Raw genomic sequence first — 15827 nt, forward strand, 5'->3', positions numbered from 1 at the left:
CGGCCGCGCAGCGCGGTCCCGCCGACGGGTGTGTGCAGGCGCGAGTCTAGGGCCTGGGACGCCCGTGCCAGCGGCGCCGGGTCGGTGCGGAATGACCAAGATAGCATGCCGCACACGCCGATCTGCCGCCGCCTGCCGAACATGAGCTTCACGCGAACCCTCCGAGCACTGCTGGTCGCCGCTGTCGCCTTCAACACGGCCGCTGCGGCCATCGCGGCCGAACCCAAGGTCCTGCGCTACGCCCTCCCGGCCGCAGAAACCGGCTTCGACCCGGCGCAGCTGAGCGACCTCTATTCGCGCATCGTCACCGCCCACATCTTCGAAGCGCCGCTGGCCTACGACCACCTGGCACGCCCCTACAAGCTCAGGCCTTCGACAGCGGCGGCGATGCCCGAGGTGTCGGACGACTTCCGCAGCTTCACCTTCCACATCAAGCCGGGCATCCATTTCGCCGACGACCCCGCCTTCAAGGGCAAGCCGCGCGAGCTGACTGCGCAGGACTATGTCTACTCGGTCAAGCGCATCTACGACCCCAAACTCAAGAGCCCGGCCCAGCCCAGCCTGGAGGACGAGGGCATCGTCGGCCTGCGCGAACTGCGCGACGCCGCGCTGAAGGGGCAAGCCTTCGACTACGACCGCGAGGTCGAGGGCCTGAAGGCGCTCGACCGCTACACGCTGCGTGTCAAGCTGCGCGAATCGCGCCCGCGTCACCTCTACGGTTGGGCATCCGACGTGATGGGCGCCGTCGCGCGCGAGGTGGTCGAGGCCTACGGCGACAAGATCATGGAACACCCGGTGGGCACCGGGCCGTTCCGGCTCACCGAATGGCGGCGCAGCTCGCGCATGGTGCTGGAGCGCAACCCACGCTTTCGCGAGGTGTTCTACGACGCGCAGCCGAACGCCGACGACGCCGACGGTCAGGCGCTGCTGCAGCGCTTCAAGGGCCGGCGGCTGCCGATGGTGGACCGCGTGGAGCTCGCGGTCATCGAGGAATCGCAGCCGCGCTGGCTGGCCTTCCTGAGCGGCGAGCAGGACCTGCTGGAACGCCTGCCGAACGAGTTCGTCGACCAGGCCGTGCCGGGCGGCACGCTGGCACCCAATCTGGCCAAGCGTGGCATGCAGATGTTCCGGGTGCCGGGCGCCGACGTGACCCTGACCGTGTTCAACATGGAAGACCCGCTGGTCGGCGGCTACACGCCGGAGAAGGTGGCGCTGCGCCGCGCGATGGTGCTGGGCACCGACATCGCTCGCGAGATCCAGCTGGTGCGGCGCGGCCAGGCGATCGCGGCGCAGTCGATGATGCCGCCGCTGACGAGCGGCTACCGCAGCGAGTTGCGCACCGAGATGGGCGAGTTCGACCTGCCGCGCGCGAAGGCCTTGCTCGACCTGTACGGCTACGTCGACCGCGATGGTGACGGCTGGCGCGAACAACCCGACGGCAAGCCGCTGGTGCTGGAGATGAAGACCCAGTCCGACCAGGCCTCGCGCCAGCTCGACGAACTGTGGAAGAAGAACATGGACGCGCTGGGCCTGCGCGCGGTGCTGCAGACGGCGCAGTGGCCCGAGAACCTGAAGGCAGCGCGCGTGGGCCGCTTCATGCTGTGGCGCGTCGGCTCCAGCGCGGGGTCGCCCGACGGCCAGGGCTCGCTGGAGCGCGGCTACGGCCCCTCGGTCGGCAAGGGCAACCTGGCGCGCTTCACCTTGCCCGCTTTCGACAAGGTCTACGAGCAGCTCAACGCCTTGCCCGACGGACCCGAGCGCCAGGCGCTGTTCGACCAGGCCACCAAGTTGCTCGTGGCCTATGCACCCTACCGCGTGCACGTGCACCGCATCCTGACCGACCTGGCCTACCCCTGGGTCGTCGGCTACCGGCGCGCGCCGTTCTGGCTCGACTGGTGGCAGTACGTCGACATCGATCCGAGCCAGCGTCCGGCCGTGCGCTGAGCCATCGCCGCGTCGGTGTGCCCGGTGATCGGCCCGCCTCGATCACGCATCGGAAAGCTGCGGCGCCAACGCTCGGCGTGACATCTTCACGCGCGCCCGCCTCAAGTCTCACAAAGCATCGATCGGCCCCCCTGAGCCATGGGGGTCGGCACCCGCGAAAGGGGGGCTGCGCGCGGCCGGCCCGGCAGACAGACTCTCGCTCAATGACAGCGCAACAGCGCCGGTCAACCGAACAGCGAGAGCACCCCCAATGAACAAAACCATCCAGACCCTGATCGTCAGCGCCGCGCTGCTGGTGGCAGGCGCCGCCAGCGCGGGCACCACGGCGGTCACCGCCGGCGTCGCCGCGCAGGCCGCAACCGTCGAACAGGCTCAGGCCCGCACGGCAGGAACGACGGAAGAGTCACTCGACTTCGCCGCGCTGCCGGAGCCCGGTACCTATGTGCAGTTGCTGGCCGCCTTCCTGGTCATGGGTCTCGTGGTCAGTCGCCGCAGCCGCCGGAACTGAGAGGGGTAAGCTCGGACGCTCCAAGCTGGCGGAGAACCCATTCCTCCGGCTCGCAAAGCCCGCTCTGGCGGGCTTTGTCTTTGTGTGCGGCCGCTGCGCAGCTGGCCGCTCAGAGCGGCAGTTCGCTGAAATAGCGGCCGCCATGGAAGATCAGCGGCGTCGCGCCGGTGCTCACACTGCAGCGCTCGACCTCGCCGACGAAGATGATGTGGTCGCCCTCTTCGTACTGGCTCCGGTTGAAGCACTCGAACACGGCCGCGGCGCCCTCGATCAGCGGCGCCCCGCTGCCGCCCTCGCGCCATGCGACGCCGGCAAAGCGATCGGCGGTCTTGCTGGCAAAACGCTCCGCGAGTTCGCGCTGATCGGCCGCGAGGATGTTGATCGCGTAGTGCGAACCGCGCGCGAAAGCCGGCATCGTGCCGGCGCTGCGCGACAGGCTCCACAGCACCAGCGGCGGCGCGAGCGACACGGAGTTGAAGGAATTGGCCGTCAGGCCCACGCGTTGACCCTCGGCCGTGCGCGCGGTCACGATGGTCACCCCGGTCGCGAACATGCCCAGGGCGGACCGGAAGTGCGCCGCGGTGAAGCTGGGCGCCTGCGCTCGTGGCGCCGTCACGGCGCCGCCCCTTCGCGGCGGCGGAACATGTTCCAGCCTTCCATCACCAGCACCGCGTCGTCGCGCTGGTTCAGCGCTTCCCACCGGGTGCGGACGAGGCCGATGTGTGGTTTGCTCGCCATCGGGCGCGCCTCCAGCACCGTCATGCGCACGCGCAGCGTGTCGCCCACGAGCACCGGCTTGAGCCACTTGAGCTGTTCGAGGCCGGGTGAGCCGAGGCTGGACGAATCGAGCAGGTAGGCGTCGCACATCATGCGCATCACCAGTGCGCAGCTGTGCCAGCCGCTGGCGGCGAGCCCGCCGAACAGCGACCGCTTGCCGGCCTCTTCATCGAGATGGAAGGGTTGCGGATCGAACTCGCTGGCGAAGCGCACGATCTCGTCGCGGGTCAGCGTGTGGCCACCGAACTCGCGCGTGCTGCCGACGGCGAAGTCTTCCCAGAAATAGTGCGGCTGAGTACTCATGATCGAGATCACGTCGCCAGCAGGCGTTGCAGTTCGCCGCTGGCAATGAGCCGATCGAGGTCCTGGGCCCCGCCGATGAACTGGCCGCGCACGAAGACCATCGGGAAGGTCGACCAGCCGGTCCACATCTTCAGTGCAAGGCGCGGCTTCCAGCCGCGAAGGTAGCTGCCGTACTCCAGGTAGTGGTGGCCTTGCCCGGCCGCCGCCAAGGACTTGCGGGCTCGGCGGCACCAGGGGTTGCCGGCCATGCCGACCACCAGGATCGCATTCGAGACCGTCGCCGCGCGCACGTTGTGCACGATGTCGGCGTGATAGGTCGCAATGCGATCGCGGATCGCGGGGTGGAGCTGGGTTGCTTCGAGGATGGGGCGGGACATCGCGTCAGATTAGCTGGAACGGATCAGGCCGGGCGAGGATTCGCTTTGGGGGCTGCGGCGGGCACTGCGAACAGCGCCTGGCAAGTGGGTCGTTGCGGATCGGCCGCAGGCAGCGCGGCGCACAGGTCGTCGCGTTGCGCGCGCAGCCGGCCGAGCACGGCCGCACCGTCCGCGCGCTGGCTCCAGGCCAGCAGTTTGCCGCTCATGCGCTCGAGCGAGCGCGCGGTGCGCTCATAGAACGCGTCGGGCTGTCCCCGCAGCTCGTTCAGCACGCTGCCGGCCCCCTGCGCGATGCGCTGCGCATCCTCGGGCGTCAGATCGACCAGCGCATTGACATAGCCGACCCCCCACTGCACCCGCGTGGCCGGCCCTTGCGCGGCCGCGTAGGCGCGCTCGTACCAGCCGAGCGCGGCCGGCTTGTCGCCGCGCTGCCTGGCGTTCGCGGCCAGGGCCAGCATTGCGTAGTAGGGACTGTGCGAACGCTTCAGTTCGGCTTCGAGCAAGCGGTCCGCGTCATCGAGCAGGCCGGCCTGCGCCAGCGCATGGGCCGCGCTCGGGATCACCGACTGGCGCTCGACGTCGTCGGCCACCTCGCGGTCCGCCCGTGCGGCCTCGTGCTTCACGTGTTCGATCAGGACGGTGCTCAGGCCCGCCGGGTCCACGGGCTCGCGCGCCGGGCCGAGCCGGGCGAGCGCCACACGCGAGATCAGCGCCGACATGCGATCGCCCTGCGACAGCCCCGGGTCCGCGGTGAGCCGGTCCAGCGTGGACGCCCACACGCCGACCATCTGCTCGCGCTGCGGCGTGCCGCCAGTGGTGAGCAGCGCGGTGATCTCACGCGCGAAGTTGCCGATGAGGTCGAGGTTCTCGCGCACGAGCCGCTCGTCGGCCAGCACGTCGAGCACCTGCCCGCGCGCGGCCGCGTCGGGCTTGCGCCGGTCGGTCGCAGGCCCGGCGTCGGCTTGCGCGGCAAGCGACTTCAGCAGCAAGCGGGTGCGCGCCTCCGCCTGCGCGACAGGACAGGTCCGTGCGAGCCAAGTCAGCGTCGCGACCCGCCGCGCCGCGGGCAGCACCTGCTGCTCGTCGGTGTCCCAGGCGTAGTAGGCGAGCAGCCGCCACTCGTCGGCGCTCAGCTGTGCCGGGGCCGACCGCGCCTGGGCCAGCAACTGCTTCACCGGCCGCGCGGCGCCCAGGCCCAGGTCGAGCATCTGCAGGTACTTCTGCGCATCGACCTCGCCGGGCAGGCGCGTCAGTTCGGTGCCGTCCGGGCGGAACAGGATCATCGTCGGGTAGCCGCGCACCTTGAAGTGCGCGCCCAGCTTCTGCGCGCCGGGCAGATCGCCATCGAGGTAGAGGGGCACGAAACGGCGGCTCGACTCGATGAAATCGGGGCGGCCGAACAGCGTCGCCTTGACCTGATTGCACGGCGGACACCACACCGCACCCCAATACGCGAACACCGGCAGTCCCTGCGCACGGGCCTCGGCGAAGGCGCTCTCGACATCGGCCTCGGTACGCGGCCTGCGCCAGCGCACGCCAGGCTCCAGAGCGCTGCCGGCACTGACCGCGGCGACCACCGCCGGGGTCACTGCCGCCTGGAGGGCGTCGCGCGTGGTCGAGCTCTCGGGCCCGGCGTCCGGCGTCTTGGAGCAAGCCGCCGCCATCAGCACCGCGGCCAGACCGCAGAACCAAGTCGCTGAAGACGGGGACAGACGCATGTTCGAGGCGATCCAAGCTGGCAAGCTTCGAGTGTCTCAGAGCCGCGTCGGCCCGGCGCCGTCAGGCCCATCGTCGGCGCCGGAGGCTGCCGCGCGAACACCGCTCGGCGGCAACGGGACAGCCTGTCGTTCGGACGCGCGACGACCCGCCGGTTGCCGTGCGACCCGCCCGTACGGCCGCTGTGCGGGCCTCCTACAATTTAGGGATGGCGAGAAGCGCGTTCCGGGAACAGATGCTGCGTGCACGCGAGGACGCGATCGTGTCGTCGGTCAACCGGCTGCTGGCCGAAAAGGGCTTCGAGGCCATGACGGTGGACGAGGTCGCTGCCGACGTCGGCATCGCCAAGGCGAGCCTGTACAAGCACTTCACCTCCAAGGAAGAACTGGCCGCCGCGGCGATGATTCGCGTTCTGGAGCGGGCGCTGGTTTTCCTAGAGAAGCTGGCCCTCGACGATGGGTTGCGCCCGATCGCTCGACTGCAGGCGGCGGCGCGTTGGACACTGCAAGTGCAGCTCGCCGGTGAGATGCCTTCGCTGCCGGCGCAGAACTCGACGCTGCGCAACGCGCTGGTGTCCAACCGGATCTATCTCGATCGCCTGTTCGAGGTCAGCGACCGGCTGGGCGCATGGATCGCTGCAGCGCAGACCGACGGCGAAATCGACCGGCAGCTACCGGCCGAGGTGGTGCTCTACACGCTGTTCGCGCGCGCCTGCGATCCGGTGCCCGGTCTCTTGAAGGCCGGCGGCCAGCACAGCGACGAGCAGATCATCGAGTGGCTGTTGCGTTCCTGCTTCCACGGCCTCGTCGGCGCCCGGGCCTGAGGGCGGTCGCTGCCGGCAGGGTTCAGCGGATCAGCAGTGCCGGCGTTCGGCAACTGGCCAGGACCTTGGCAGTGACCGAACCCATCACGAGGCCGGACAACGCGCCGTGGCCGTGCGAACCGAGCAGCAGCAGATCGAACTTGCCCGACTCGGCGGTCTTGGCAATCAGCTCGGCGGCATGCCCGGTCTTGCGCACGAACGTGGCCGTCACGCCCTGCTTCGCGAAGAAGCTGCGGATCGGCTTGAACACTTTCTCGGCCTCGTCCTCGTAATACGATTGCAGCATCTCGCGATCGAGTGCGGCCGCGGCCCGCGGCGGCACCGCTGCGTTGACGGTCAGCACGGTGATGTCGTGCCCTGCCACCAGCCACTCGGCCTGCGCCGTGAGGTAGCCGAGCATGCGCTTCGTGTAGCTGCTGCCGTCGACGGCTGCCAGGATCTTCATGGTTCTCGCTCCTCTTGCCGGATGGGCTGCCAGTGTGACGCAAGAGGCCGGCTTCACACCTTGACGCACAGCAAGCCGTCATGCCCCGCGGCCTCACCCTTGCGAACGTGGCCGCGCGCATTGCTGACCACGCGGGTCGACCCCCGCCGCGCGGTGCCCGAATGCTCGACGGTGTAATCGTGCCGGCAATGCAGATGGCCGTGCAGCCAGAGGTCGGCGAGCGGGAGCAGGTCTTCGTCGTCGTTGCAGAAGCTCGCCGAGCCCGGCTGCAGGCCGTAGCGGGGGTCGACGCTGCGCAGGCTCGGGCCGTAGTGCGTGATGACGACCGTGGCGTCGGCATCACAGTCCTCTGCCAGCGCCTGCTGCAGCCAGGCGCGACAGGCCAGCGCCTCTTCACGCACCGCCGCGGCATCGAACGGCCGGCCATCGCAGGTCGCCCGCATCACGCGCATGAAGTAGCCCGCGGCACGCGTCGCGCGGTCGCGCTCCGCCGCACCGAAGAGGTCGAAATCGCACCAGCGCGTGGTCGCCACGAAGCGGATGCGGCGCCCGTCGCGGTCGACGCGGACACACGCTTCGCGCTCCAGCAGCGTGATGCCCAGTGACTCGCAACGCGCCCGCAATGCCGGCCAGGCCGTGCGCAGCTCGCGCTGGTCGAACTCGTGGTTGCCGGCGACGAACAGCACCGGCACCGGCCAGCGCGCAAAGCGTTCGAGCCCGGCCCAGCTGCTGTCGACATCGCCGGCCAGCACCAGCAGTTCGGCCTCGGGTGCCGGCTCGGGGGTGTAGGCCTCGGTCTCGAGGTGCAGGTCCGACAGCAGTTGCAGGCGCATCTCGCCGGCCTTTCAGCGCACCGCAGCGGGGGCGCCGCTCAGGCGTCGCGGCCGTGGCACTGCTTGAACTTCTTGCCGCTGCCGCAGGGGCAGGGATCGTTGCGACCGACCTTGGGACCGGCACGGCGCACGGTCTCGACCTTGAGCCGCTCGCCGCGCGCGATATCGGCGAGCGCGACCACGTTGGACACCAGATCCTCGATCGCCTCGTCCATGCCGCGCAGCGGGTGTTCGTCGTCGAGCGCCTTCTTGAAGGCCGCATCGTCGCCGGTCTGCTCGGGCAGGTGCCGGCGCACGCAGGCGAGCAGGTCCGGCAATTCGGGGTGGTTCAAGGACTCGAGGGCATCGAACTGGTTCAGCGCATGCTCGAAACCGATCGCCCAGGGCGCGAAGGCCGGACCGATGGCCGCAGCGCCTTCGATCGGCTGCCCTTGCTCGTCGTCGGGCTGCATCACCAGCGGGTCGAACCAGGCGTCCTCGCGCAACTGACACTCGAGCACGGCGTGGTGGCGCATCACCAGGGCGAGCAGACGCTCATGCTTGGCGGCGTGCCAACCGGGGGTATCGGGCGTCAGTTCAGTGCCGCTGTCCGGGTTCTCGGGATCGCCGAAGTTCCAGTCGAACACCGGCGGCAGCCAGCGCGACGGATCGATCAGCTCGGGCTGGGCGATCACGCCGCACAGGTAGCCGTCGAGCATCACCGCGTCGAGCGGCTCGAGCGGTTCGGGCACGGCCGCGAGCAGATCGTCGAGTTCGGTGATCTCGGGGTCGGTCAAGGGTGCGGATGAGGCAGGCAAGGGCATATCGGCCATTGTCCTATGCCCGATGACCGGGATGTCGTCGCGCAAGCACCTGTCGACCGCGCCCCTGCAGACCATGGGGCATAAGGGTTTTCCCTAGAATGCAGTCTGAGGCTCACAGCCGAACCGAGAAAGGTCAAAGTCATGAGCACGGTCAGCATTCAAGTGCCCGCCACCCGCACTGCGCCCCCGCGCGGCGCCGAACCACTGGCCCGTCTGGCGGTGGCCTTGTGGCAATGGGCCGAGCGCGGCCTGGCGCGGCGACGCCTGCCGCATGATCCCCGTCGAGACTTGACGGAGTTGTGGGCACTCGCTAACCAGTACCAGAGCGTCGATCCGAGCCTGGCCGCCGATCTGCGCGGCGCCGCGCTGCGCTGGGAGCGCGACAACCCGCAAGCCTGAGGCTCGCCATGCGGCGGTCAAATGCAGGCATGCACCAACAGCATTGGGAAATTCAGGGTTAACCCTGATAATCGAGGCATCGGCGGCTCAGTCCGTCATCATTCCAGAGGTTTCTCGTGAACATCTATCAAGTGCTCGGCACCGCGATCGCCGAGTCGGTCGGGTCGGTCGGCACGGCCTTCCAGCTTTTTGCCGCCAACGAGCCGCGGCAGCCCAGCGCCCGCCAACTGGCCGGCTGGCTGGACCAGTTCAGCGACGCGTCGCTGGATCAGCGCGCCGCGCGCCGTACCGTGGATGCGCTGTACCGCGGCGCCACCGTGCGACTCTGACCCGTCCTTCGCGACGGAATGAACGAAGGCCGCCCAAGGGCGGCCTTTTTGCTGGCTGGCGAGAACCGCTGTCAGGCAGCGAGGCGCTGCTCGATCTTCGCCTTGGCGGCCTTCAGTTCGGGCGGCAGGTGGTGGGCGAGCAGGGTGAACAGTTCCTCGTGCAGTCGCAGCTCCTGCTGCCAGGCGGTCTTGTCGACACCGATCACGCTGCCGAACTGCTCCGGCGTGAACGACAGGCCGCTCCAGGCCAGGTCCTCGTAGCGCGGGCTGACGCCGAACACGTTCTCGGCGCCCTGTGCCGTACCCTGCACGCGCTCGAGCATCCATTTCAGCACGCGCATGTTCTCGCCGTAGCCCGGCCAGACGAACTTGCCGTCGGCGCCCTTGCGGAACCAGTTGACGCAGTAGATCTTCGGCAACTGCGCCCCCGAAGCCTGCAGCTTGCGACCGAGCGCCAGCCAATGCTGGAAGTAGTCGCTCATGTTGTAGCCCGTGAAGGGCAGCATCGCGAACGGGTCGCGGCGCACCACGCCCTGCTGGCCGGCGGCCGCAGCGGTGGTTTCCGAACCCATGGTCGCGGCCATGTAGACGCCTTCCACCCAGTCGCGCGCCTCGGTGACGAGCGGCACCGTCGTCGAACGGCGCCCGCCGAAGATGAAGGCATCGATCGCCACGCCTGCCGGGTCGTCCCAGGCCTCGTCGAGCACCGGGTTGTTGGTGGCGCTCACGGTGAAGCGCGCGTTCGGGTGGGCTGCGGCCCTGGGTTTCCCGTCCACGCCCGTCTCTTTCGCGAGCGCCGGCGTCCAATCCTTGCCCTGCCAGTCGAGCAGGTGGGCCGGCGGTGCGTCGGTCATGCCTTCCCACCAGACGTCGCCGTCGTCGGTCAGTGCCACATTCGTGAAGATCACGTCGCGCTGCAGCGACGCCATGCAGTTCGCGTTGGTCTTGTCGTTGGTGCCGGGTGCGACACCGAAGTAGCCGGCCTCGGGGTTGATCGCGTACAGCCGCCCGTCGGCACCGGGCTTGATCCACGCGATGTCGTCACCGATGGTCGTGACCTCCCAGCCGTCGAAACCGGCCGGCGGAATGAGCATCGCGAAGTTGGTCTTGCCGCAGGCGCTGGGGAAGGCCGCCGCGATGTGGAACTTCTTGCCTTGTGGATTCTTCACGCCGAGCACCAGCATGTGCTCGGCCAGCCAGCCCTGGTCGCGCCCCATCGTCGAGGCGATGCGCAGCGCGAAGCATTTCTTGCCCAGCAGCGCGTTGCCGCCATAGCCCGAGCCGTAGCTCCAGATCTCGCGCGTCTCCGGGTAGTGAACGATGTACTTGGTCTTGTTGCAGGGCCAGGCGACGTCCTTCTGTCCGGCCACGAGCGGGCTTCCCACGGAATGCATGCAGGGCACGAACTCGCCATCGCTGCCCAGCACCTCCAGCACCGGCTTGCCCATGCGCGTCATCATCTTCATGTTGACGGCGACATAGGGCGAGTCGGAGAGTTCGACGCCGATGTGAGCGATCGGTGAACCCAGCGGCCCCATCGAGTACGGCACCACGTACATCGTGCGGCCGCGCATGCAGCCTGCAAACAACGCCGGGGTCCCGTCGGATCGGCCGGTCTGCAACAGCGCGCGCATCTCGGCCGGCGCGGTCCAGTTGTTGGTCGGCCCGGCGTCTTCCTTCCTTTCGGAGCAGATGAAGGTGCGGTCTTCCACACGCGCCACGTCGCTCGGGTCGCTCCACGCCAGGTAGCTGCCCGGGCGCTTGGCCTCGTTCAGTTTACGGAAGGTGCCGGCCGCGACGAGTTGGTCGCACAGGCGGTCGTATTCGGCCTGCGAGCCATCGCACCAGTGGATGGCCTTGGGCTGCGCAAGCGCGGCCATTTCGGCCACCCAGGCGAGCAGGCGGGCGTTCTTCACATAGGACGGCGCCTCCAGGCGCAGCCCTTGCATCGAGGGGTGGTTCATCAGCTCTCCGAGATTGAAAGGGATCTCGCCAGCACCCGCACCGACGATCGAATCATTGGGCGCTGGCGGCATCGATCGCGACCTCATGGGGGATGCTTTCGTGATGCTGGAGAAAGTGTAGGGGTGTGACTTCGACGTGACAGGAAGGGGGTATGCGCTTTGTGCATGACTGCATGCGTGGCTTCGTTGTCCGTCTTTCAGCGCGTTTTGAACAGGCCGATGCAGCCGAAGGCTGAGTGCAGATACTGACCCCGACAGGCCCGGGCCGCACCCCCCGTCCGCGGCAGTTCCCCCCTTAACATGGGGTCCATGCACGCATTCGCCACCGGTCGACTGGGGCGCCGGAGCGCCTTGGGTGCGTTGGCCGCGCTGGCCCTGCCCGGCTTCGCGCAGCGCTCGCCGGACCATCGCATCACCGTTGGCATCGAGGCCGATCTGCAGGCTTCGGGCCTCGCCGCACGTTTGCGCGCCGCCGTGGCACGCGACACCGGGCTGGCGATCGACTGGCGAGCCGGCCCGGGCGGTCTGCTGCTGCCGCAGCTCGAGCGCGGCGAGCTCGACGCCGCGCTGACCCAGGCACCCGAGCTCGAGCTCGCGCTGGAGAAACAGAATCTGGTGCACGACCGGCGGCCGGTCGCGCTGACCGACTTCGTGCTGGTCGGCCCCGCGCCGCAGAAGACATCGAAAAAGGCCGCCGCGGGCGGCGATCCGGCCGGCATCGCGGGCGGGCGTGACGCCGCCACGGCCCTGGCCCGCATCGTTGCCGCCGGCGAGCGCGGCGAGGCTGGGTTCGTGACCGCCGGTGAGCCGAGCGGCGCCCGCGCGCTGGAGCAGACGATCTGGAAGGCCGCCGGCCCGCAGCCGGTCGGACCCTGGTTGCGCACCGCCGGTGCCGGACCCACCGCGGTGCTGGCGCTGGCGCGCGAGACCCGCAGCTACGCTTTCGTCGAGCATGGCCTGTGGGCTGCGCTCGGCGCCGGCTCGGGCCTGGTGGTGCTGGTCGAAGGCGACCCACGGCTGCAGGTGAGCTACCACGTGATGCGCTCGTTCCGCGTCAACCACCCGGGTGGCAAGCTCCTGGTGAACTGGCTCGCCGGCCCCAATGGCCGCCGTGTCGTGGCCGGCTTCGGACGTGGCTACCGCCCACCGGCTTAGGGCCGGTTGACGCTACGGAAGGGCGTGCGCAGCCCTCCCCGTCCACCGGTCTGCTGTGCGGCTGCGAAGTGCTCTTGCCATCGGCAGCTGTTCAGCGCCGACGTGCACGCGGCGCAGACGGTGGCCGGCTTTTCGACGCCTTGAACACCGCTTCGATGCCGACCACGGTGCCGATGCCCTCGCCGTCGTAGCCGGGCAACTGGTCCACCGCCGCACGAAAGCGCTCGCCGCGCAGGATGCCGAGCATGTGCTGCAGCCGGGGCCCCTGTAGCGCCTGCGCGTCGCAGAGCAGCAGGTAGCGCTCGGTTTCGAGCGGGATGAACTCCAGGCCGAAGCGCCGCGCGGGCGGCTCAACGCCGAAGCCGACGTCGGCCATGCCACTGGCCACATAGGCAGCCACGGCCGCGTGCGTGTACTCGACGCGCTCGTAGCCGTCGATGCAGCGGGCGTCGACGCCGTCTCGCTGCAGCATCAGGTCGAGCAGGAAGCGCGTGCCGGAGGCCGGCTGCCGGTTGATGAAACGCACACTGGGCCGCGTCAGGTCGGCCGGCATGTAGAGCTTCTTGGGGTTCCCCGGCGCGACCATCAGGCCCTGCTTGCGCGTAGCCACGTGCACCACGGCCTGCTCGCGCGGCTTGAACCAGCGCGCGTAGTGCGCCAGCGCCAGCGGCTCGAAGGCGCCGAGCGGCATGTGAAAGCCCGCCACGTCGCAACTGCCGGCCGCCAGCGACGCCACGGCCTCCTGGCTGCCGCAGTACTTCAGCTCGACCGGCACCTGCTCGGCGCGCAGGAACTCGTCGAGCTTCTCGATCGCGAAGCCGTGGCTGGCGTGGATGCGCAGCATCGCGCCCTGCGGGCTGAGCACCCGCCCCAGCTCGACCTCCAGTTCGGAGGCCAGCGTGTGCAGCAGCGGCGACAGGCGTGCGGCGATGCGGCGGTCGGCCCACAGCAGCTTCTCGGCCAACACGGTGAGCTTCGAGCCCTGGCCGCGTTCGGTGTGGATCAGCGCCTGGCCGAGCGCCGCTTCGGCTTCGCGCAGCAGCTGCCAGGCATGTCGGTAGGAGCCGCCGTTGACCTCGCAGGCGCGCAGCAGGCTGCCGTGCTCATGCACCTGGCCGAGCAACTGGATCAGCCGCGGCGGCAGCTCGGGCTGGCCCGTGCGACGGATGCTCCATTGCGGCTGGATCGAGACTTCGAGCATGGCGATCTTTCGGCGCTCCAGAGCATATGCGCTCGGCCTAGCGGCTCATATTGAACCTTGGGAACACTCACCATACAGTGAAGCACGCCCTTGAATCCATATGCTGGATACAACATATGACCGCTTGCCCCAGACTTCCGTGCAACGCTCACCCGGCCCCTCGGCCGGCAGCGCGATGAGCGCGCCGCTGGCCGCCGTGCAGGCGGTGCTTGCGCGCCGAGCCGGTGAACCGGGCGCGCTGCTGCCGATCCTGCATGACGTGCAGGATCTGCTGGGCTGCATTCCCGCCGACGTGGTGCCGGAGATCGCCAGCGCGCTGAACCTGTCGCGCGCGGAGGTGCATGGCGTCATCACCTACTACCACCACTTCCGCAGCGAGCCGGCCGGCCGGCACATGGTGCAGGTGTGCCGGGCCGAAGCCTGCCAGGCGCTGGGCGCCGATGCGCTGCTGGCGCATGCCGAGCGCCGCCTCGGCTGCCGCAGCCACACGAGCAGCGCCGACGGCCGCTACACGCTGGAGCCGGTGTTCTGCCTGGGGCTGTGCGCATCGTCGCCGGCGATCGTGATCGACGAGCGCCTGCACGCGCGCGTCAGCCCGGCGGCGTTCGATCGCCTGATCGGCGCGCTGGAAGAAGACGCAGAGGAGGCCACGCGATGAGCGCCGCCATCACCGTCCACGTTCCGCGCGACTCGGCCGCGCTCGCGGTCGGCGCCGACGCGGTGGCCACCACGCTGCAGGCCGAGTGCGCGCGGCGCGGCCTGGCGCTGAACCTGGTGCGCAACGGCTCGCGCGGCTTGTTCTGGCTGGAGCCACTGGTCGAGGTGAGCACCGCCACCGGCCGCGTGGCCTACGGCCCGGTGACGCCCGAGGACGTGCCGGGGTTGCTCGACGCCGGCCTGCTGCAGGGCGCACCGCACGCACTGGGCCACGGGCCGACCGAGCAGATCCCCTACCTCGCGAAGCAGGAGCGCCTGTGCTTCGCCCGCATGGGCCTCACCGATCCGCTGTCGCTCGCCGACTACGAGGCGCACGAGGGCTGGGCCGGCCTGCGCCGTGCGCTGGCGATGGCCGACGCGACCGTCATTGACGAGGTGCTGCAGTCCGGCCTGCGCGGCCGCGGCGGCGCGGCCTTCCCGACCGGCATCAAGTGGAAGACGGTGCTGAACACGCCGTTGGCGCAGAAGTACGTCGTCTGCAACGCCGACGAGGGCGACTCGGGCACCTACTCCGACCGCATGACGATGGAGGGCGACCCGTACATGCTGATCGAGGGCATGACGATCGCCGCACTGGCCGTCGGCGCGACCCTGGGCTACCTTTACGTGCGCTCCGAGTACCCGCACGCGATCGCCACGCTGAACGACGCGATCGCCCGCGCCGAGGCCGCCGGCTTCCTGGGCAACGACGTGCTGGGCTCGGGCCGCGCCTTCCACCTGCAGGTGCGCAAGGCTGCCGGCGCCTACGTGTGCGGCGAAGAGACGGCGCTGCTGGAAAGCCTGGAAGGCAAGCGCGGCATCGTGCGTGCGAAGCCGCCGCTGCCGGCCATCGAAGGCCTGTTCGGCCGGCCGACCGTCATCAACAACGTGATCACCTTCGCGTCGGTGCCGCTGATCCTGGCGCGCGGCGCGGCGCACTACCGTGAGTACGGCGTCGGCCGCTCGATGGGCACGCTGCCGATCCAGCTGGCCGGCAACGTGAAGCACGGCGGCCTGGTCGAGAAGGCCTTCGGCGTGACGCTGCGTGAACTGCTGTTCGACTTCGGCGGCGGCACCGCATCGGGCCGCCCGGTCAAGGCGGTGCAGGTCGGCGGGCCGCTCGGCACCTACGTGCCCGAGTCGAAGTGGGACGTGCCGCTCGACTACGAAGCCTATGCCGCCTTCGGCGGCGTGGTCGGCCACGGCGGCATCGTGGTGCACGACGACACCGCCGACATGGCGAAGCTGGCGCGCTACGCGATGGAGTTCTGCGCGATCGAGTCCTGCGGCAAATGCACGCCCTGCCGCATCGGCTCGACACGCGGCGTGGAGGTCATCGACCGCATCACCGCCAACGTGAACCGTCCGGCGCAGGTGAAGCTGCCGAACGATCGACTGCAGCAGGTGGCCCTGCTGCGGGACCTGTGCGACACGATGCTCGCCGGCAGCCTGTGCGCGATGGGTGGCATGACGCCCTACCCAGTGCTGTCGGCACTGGACCATTACCCGGAAGACTTCGGCCTGGCGGCACCCGACCGCCGAGCCGCCTGAGGA

General features: G+C 69.4%; 17 protein-coding genes. 8 read left to right on the plus strand and 9 right to left on the minus strand.

Annotated features, from left to right (window positions below):
* The first annotated feature begins 141 nt into the window (after nucleotides 1–141).
* Nucleotides 142–1944: an ABC transporter substrate-binding protein gene (locus ACQY9S_RS15845; protein WP_428420901.1), complete on the plus strand. Its 1803-nt coding sequence runs from the start codon at nucleotides 142–144 to the stop codon at nucleotides 1942–1944.
* 250 nt (nucleotides 1945–2194) lie between these two features.
* Nucleotides 2195–2452: a hypothetical protein gene (locus tag ACQY9S_RS15850; protein ID WP_428420902.1), complete on the plus strand. Its 258-nt coding sequence runs from the start codon at nucleotides 2195–2197 to the stop codon at nucleotides 2450–2452.
* 109 nt (nucleotides 2453–2561) lie between these two features.
* Here the strand turns inward: ACQY9S_RS15850 and ACQY9S_RS15855 are convergent, their stop codons facing one another.
* The 4 genes from ACQY9S_RS15855 to ACQY9S_RS15870 are packed head-to-tail and all read right to left on the minus strand — an operon-like array spanning nucleotide 2562 to nucleotide 5627.
* Nucleotides 2562–3068, minus strand: coding sequence for a flavin reductase family protein (locus ACQY9S_RS15855; protein WP_428420904.1), 507 nt, complete (start codon nucleotides 3066–3068; stop codon nucleotides 2562–2564).
* Nucleotides 3065–3532, minus strand: coding sequence for a MaoC family dehydratase (locus tag ACQY9S_RS15860; RefSeq protein ID WP_428420906.1), 468 nt, complete (start codon nucleotides 3530–3532; stop codon nucleotides 3065–3067). The genes ACQY9S_RS15855 and ACQY9S_RS15860 overlap by 4 nt, the downstream gene beginning before the upstream one ends.
* Before the next feature lie 8 nt (nucleotides 3533–3540).
* Nucleotides 3541–3909 (minus strand): glutaredoxin, encoded by a 369-nt coding sequence (locus tag ACQY9S_RS15865; protein ID WP_428420907.1) that lies wholly within the window; start codon nucleotides 3907–3909, stop codon nucleotides 3541–3543.
* A gap of 23 nt (nucleotides 3910–3932) precedes the next feature.
* Nucleotides 3933–5627, minus strand: a complete 1695-nt coding sequence (locus tag ACQY9S_RS15870) for a thioredoxin fold domain-containing protein (protein ID WP_428420909.1) — start codon at nucleotides 5625–5627, stop codon at nucleotides 3933–3935.
* Nucleotides 5628–5833: 206 nt separating this feature from the next.
* Here ACQY9S_RS15870 and ACQY9S_RS15875 point away from each other — a divergent pair, with 206 nt between their 5' ends.
* A complete protein-coding gene (locus ACQY9S_RS15875) occupies nucleotides 5834–6448 on the plus strand; it encodes a TetR/AcrR family transcriptional regulator (RefSeq protein ID WP_428420911.1) in 615 nt (204 codons plus the stop codon).
* A 22-nt stretch (nucleotides 6449–6470) separates the two neighbouring features.
* Here ACQY9S_RS15875 and ACQY9S_RS15880 read toward each other — a convergent pair whose 3' ends face one another.
* From ACQY9S_RS15880 to ACQY9S_RS15890, 3 genes are read right to left on the minus strand one after another with little or no spacing between them, the layout of a single operon-like run.
* Complete coding sequence (locus ACQY9S_RS15880; protein ID WP_428420912.1) at nucleotides 6471–6893, minus strand: universal stress protein; 423 nt, start codon at nucleotides 6891–6893, stop codon at nucleotides 6471–6473.
* A 53-nt stretch (nucleotides 6894–6946) separates the two neighbouring features.
* Nucleotides 6947–7726 (minus strand): metallophosphoesterase, encoded by a 780-nt coding sequence (locus ACQY9S_RS15885; protein ID WP_428420914.1) that lies wholly within the window; start codon nucleotides 7724–7726, stop codon nucleotides 6947–6949.
* A 38-nt stretch (nucleotides 7727–7764) separates the two neighbouring features.
* Nucleotides 7765–8574, minus strand: a complete 810-nt coding sequence (locus ACQY9S_RS15890; protein WP_428420916.1) for a UPF0149 family protein — start codon at nucleotides 8572–8574, stop codon at nucleotides 7765–7767.
* Nucleotides 8575–8670: 96 nt separating this feature from the next.
* Between ACQY9S_RS15890 and ACQY9S_RS15895 the strand changes: the two genes are divergently transcribed.
* Nucleotides 8671–8928, plus strand: a complete 258-nt coding sequence (locus ACQY9S_RS15895) for a hypothetical protein (RefSeq protein WP_428420918.1) — start codon at nucleotides 8671–8673, stop codon at nucleotides 8926–8928.
* A 116-nt stretch (nucleotides 8929–9044) separates the two neighbouring features.
* Nucleotides 9045–9257: a hypothetical protein gene (locus tag ACQY9S_RS15900; protein ID WP_428420920.1), complete on the plus strand. Its 213-nt coding sequence runs from the start codon at nucleotides 9045–9047 to the stop codon at nucleotides 9255–9257.
* Nucleotides 9258–9328: 71 nt separating this feature from the next.
* Here the strand turns inward: ACQY9S_RS15900 and ACQY9S_RS15905 are convergent, their stop codons facing one another.
* Nucleotides 9329–11221: a phosphoenolpyruvate carboxykinase (GTP) gene (locus tag ACQY9S_RS15905; RefSeq protein ID WP_428420922.1), complete on the minus strand. Its 1893-nt coding sequence runs from the start codon at nucleotides 11219–11221 to the stop codon at nucleotides 9329–9331.
* Nucleotides 11222–11530: 309 nt separating this feature from the next.
* On the opposite strand from ACQY9S_RS15905, the gene ACQY9S_RS15910 reads away from it, so the two are divergent.
* Nucleotides 11531–12376, plus strand: coding sequence for a substrate-binding domain-containing protein (locus ACQY9S_RS15910; RefSeq protein ID WP_428420923.1), 846 nt, complete (start codon nucleotides 11531–11533; stop codon nucleotides 12374–12376).
* Between the two features lie 91 nt (nucleotides 12377–12467).
* Here the strand turns inward: ACQY9S_RS15910 and ACQY9S_RS15915 are convergent, their stop codons facing one another.
* Nucleotides 12468–13577, minus strand: a complete 1110-nt coding sequence (locus tag ACQY9S_RS15915) for a substrate-binding domain-containing protein (protein ID WP_428420925.1) — start codon at nucleotides 13575–13577, stop codon at nucleotides 12468–12470.
* A 175-nt stretch (nucleotides 13578–13752) separates the two neighbouring features.
* Between ACQY9S_RS15915 and ACQY9S_RS15920 the strand changes: the two genes are divergently transcribed.
* Both ACQY9S_RS15920 and ACQY9S_RS15925 read left to right on the plus strand, forming a co-directional pair.
* On the plus strand, nucleotides 13753–14235 hold the full coding sequence (locus tag ACQY9S_RS15920; protein WP_428425778.1) for a formate dehydrogenase subunit gamma: 483 nt from the start codon (nucleotides 13753–13755) through the stop codon (nucleotides 14233–14235).
* A complete protein-coding gene (locus ACQY9S_RS15925) occupies nucleotides 14232–15824 on the plus strand; it encodes a formate dehydrogenase beta subunit (protein ID WP_428420927.1) in 1593 nt (530 codons plus the stop codon). Before ACQY9S_RS15920 ends, ACQY9S_RS15925 begins: the two co-directional genes overlap by 4 nt.
* Nucleotides 15825–15827 lie beyond the last annotated feature (3 nt).

Source organism: Methylibium sp., from assembly GCF_965279545.1.
Lineage (GTDB): Bacteria > Pseudomonadota > Gammaproteobacteria > Burkholderiales > Burkholderiaceae_C > Methylibium.

Bases quoted from the DNA above. Each gene is read 5' to 3' on its own strand.
- ACQY9S_RS15845 (WP_428420901.1), top strand. From the start codon at position 142: ATGAGCTTCACGCGAACCCTCCGAGCACTGCTGGTCGCCGCTGTCGCC.
- ACQY9S_RS15850 (WP_428420902.1), top strand. From the start codon at position 2,195: ATGAACAAAACCATCCAGACCCTGATCGTCAGCGCCGCGCTGCTGGTG.
- ACQY9S_RS15860 (WP_428420906.1), bottom strand. From the start codon at position 3,532: ATGAGTACTCAGCCGCACTATTTCTGGGAAGACTTCGCCGTCGGCAGC.
- ACQY9S_RS15865 (WP_428420907.1), bottom strand. From the start codon at position 3,909: ATGTCCCGCCCCATCCTCGAAGCAACCCAGCTCCACCCCGCGATCCGC.
- ACQY9S_RS15870 (WP_428420909.1), bottom strand. From the start codon at position 5,627: ATGCGTCTGTCCCCGTCTTCAGCGACTTGGTTCTGCGGTCTGGCCGCG.
- ACQY9S_RS15875 (WP_428420911.1), top strand. From the start codon at position 5,834: ATGGCGAGAAGCGCGTTCCGGGAACAGATGCTGCGTGCACGCGAGGAC.
- ACQY9S_RS15880 (WP_428420912.1), bottom strand. From the start codon at position 6,893: ATGAAGATCCTGGCAGCCGTCGACGGCAGCAGCTACACGAAGCGCATG.
- ACQY9S_RS15885 (WP_428420914.1), bottom strand. From the start codon at position 7,726: ATGCGCCTGCAACTGCTGTCGGACCTGCACCTCGAGACCGAGGCCTAC.
- ACQY9S_RS15895 (WP_428420918.1), top strand. From the start codon at position 8,671: ATGAGCACGGTCAGCATTCAAGTGCCCGCCACCCGCACTGCGCCCCCG.
- ACQY9S_RS15905 (WP_428420922.1), bottom strand. From the start codon at position 11,221: ATGAACCACCCCTCGATGCAAGGGCTGCGCCTGGAGGCGCCGTCCTAT.
- ACQY9S_RS15910 (WP_428420923.1), top strand. From the start codon at position 11,531: ATGCACGCATTCGCCACCGGTCGACTGGGGCGCCGGAGCGCCTTGGGT.
- ACQY9S_RS15915 (WP_428420925.1), bottom strand. From the start codon at position 13,577: ATGCTCGAAGTCTCGATCCAGCCGCAATGGAGCATCCGTCGCACGGGC.
- ACQY9S_RS15920 (WP_428425778.1), top strand. From the start codon at position 13,753: ATGAGCGCGCCGCTGGCCGCCGTGCAGGCGGTGCTTGCGCGCCGAGCC.
- ACQY9S_RS15925 (WP_428420927.1), top strand. From the start codon at position 14,232: ATGAGCGCCGCCATCACCGTCCACGTTCCGCGCGACTCGGCCGCGCTC.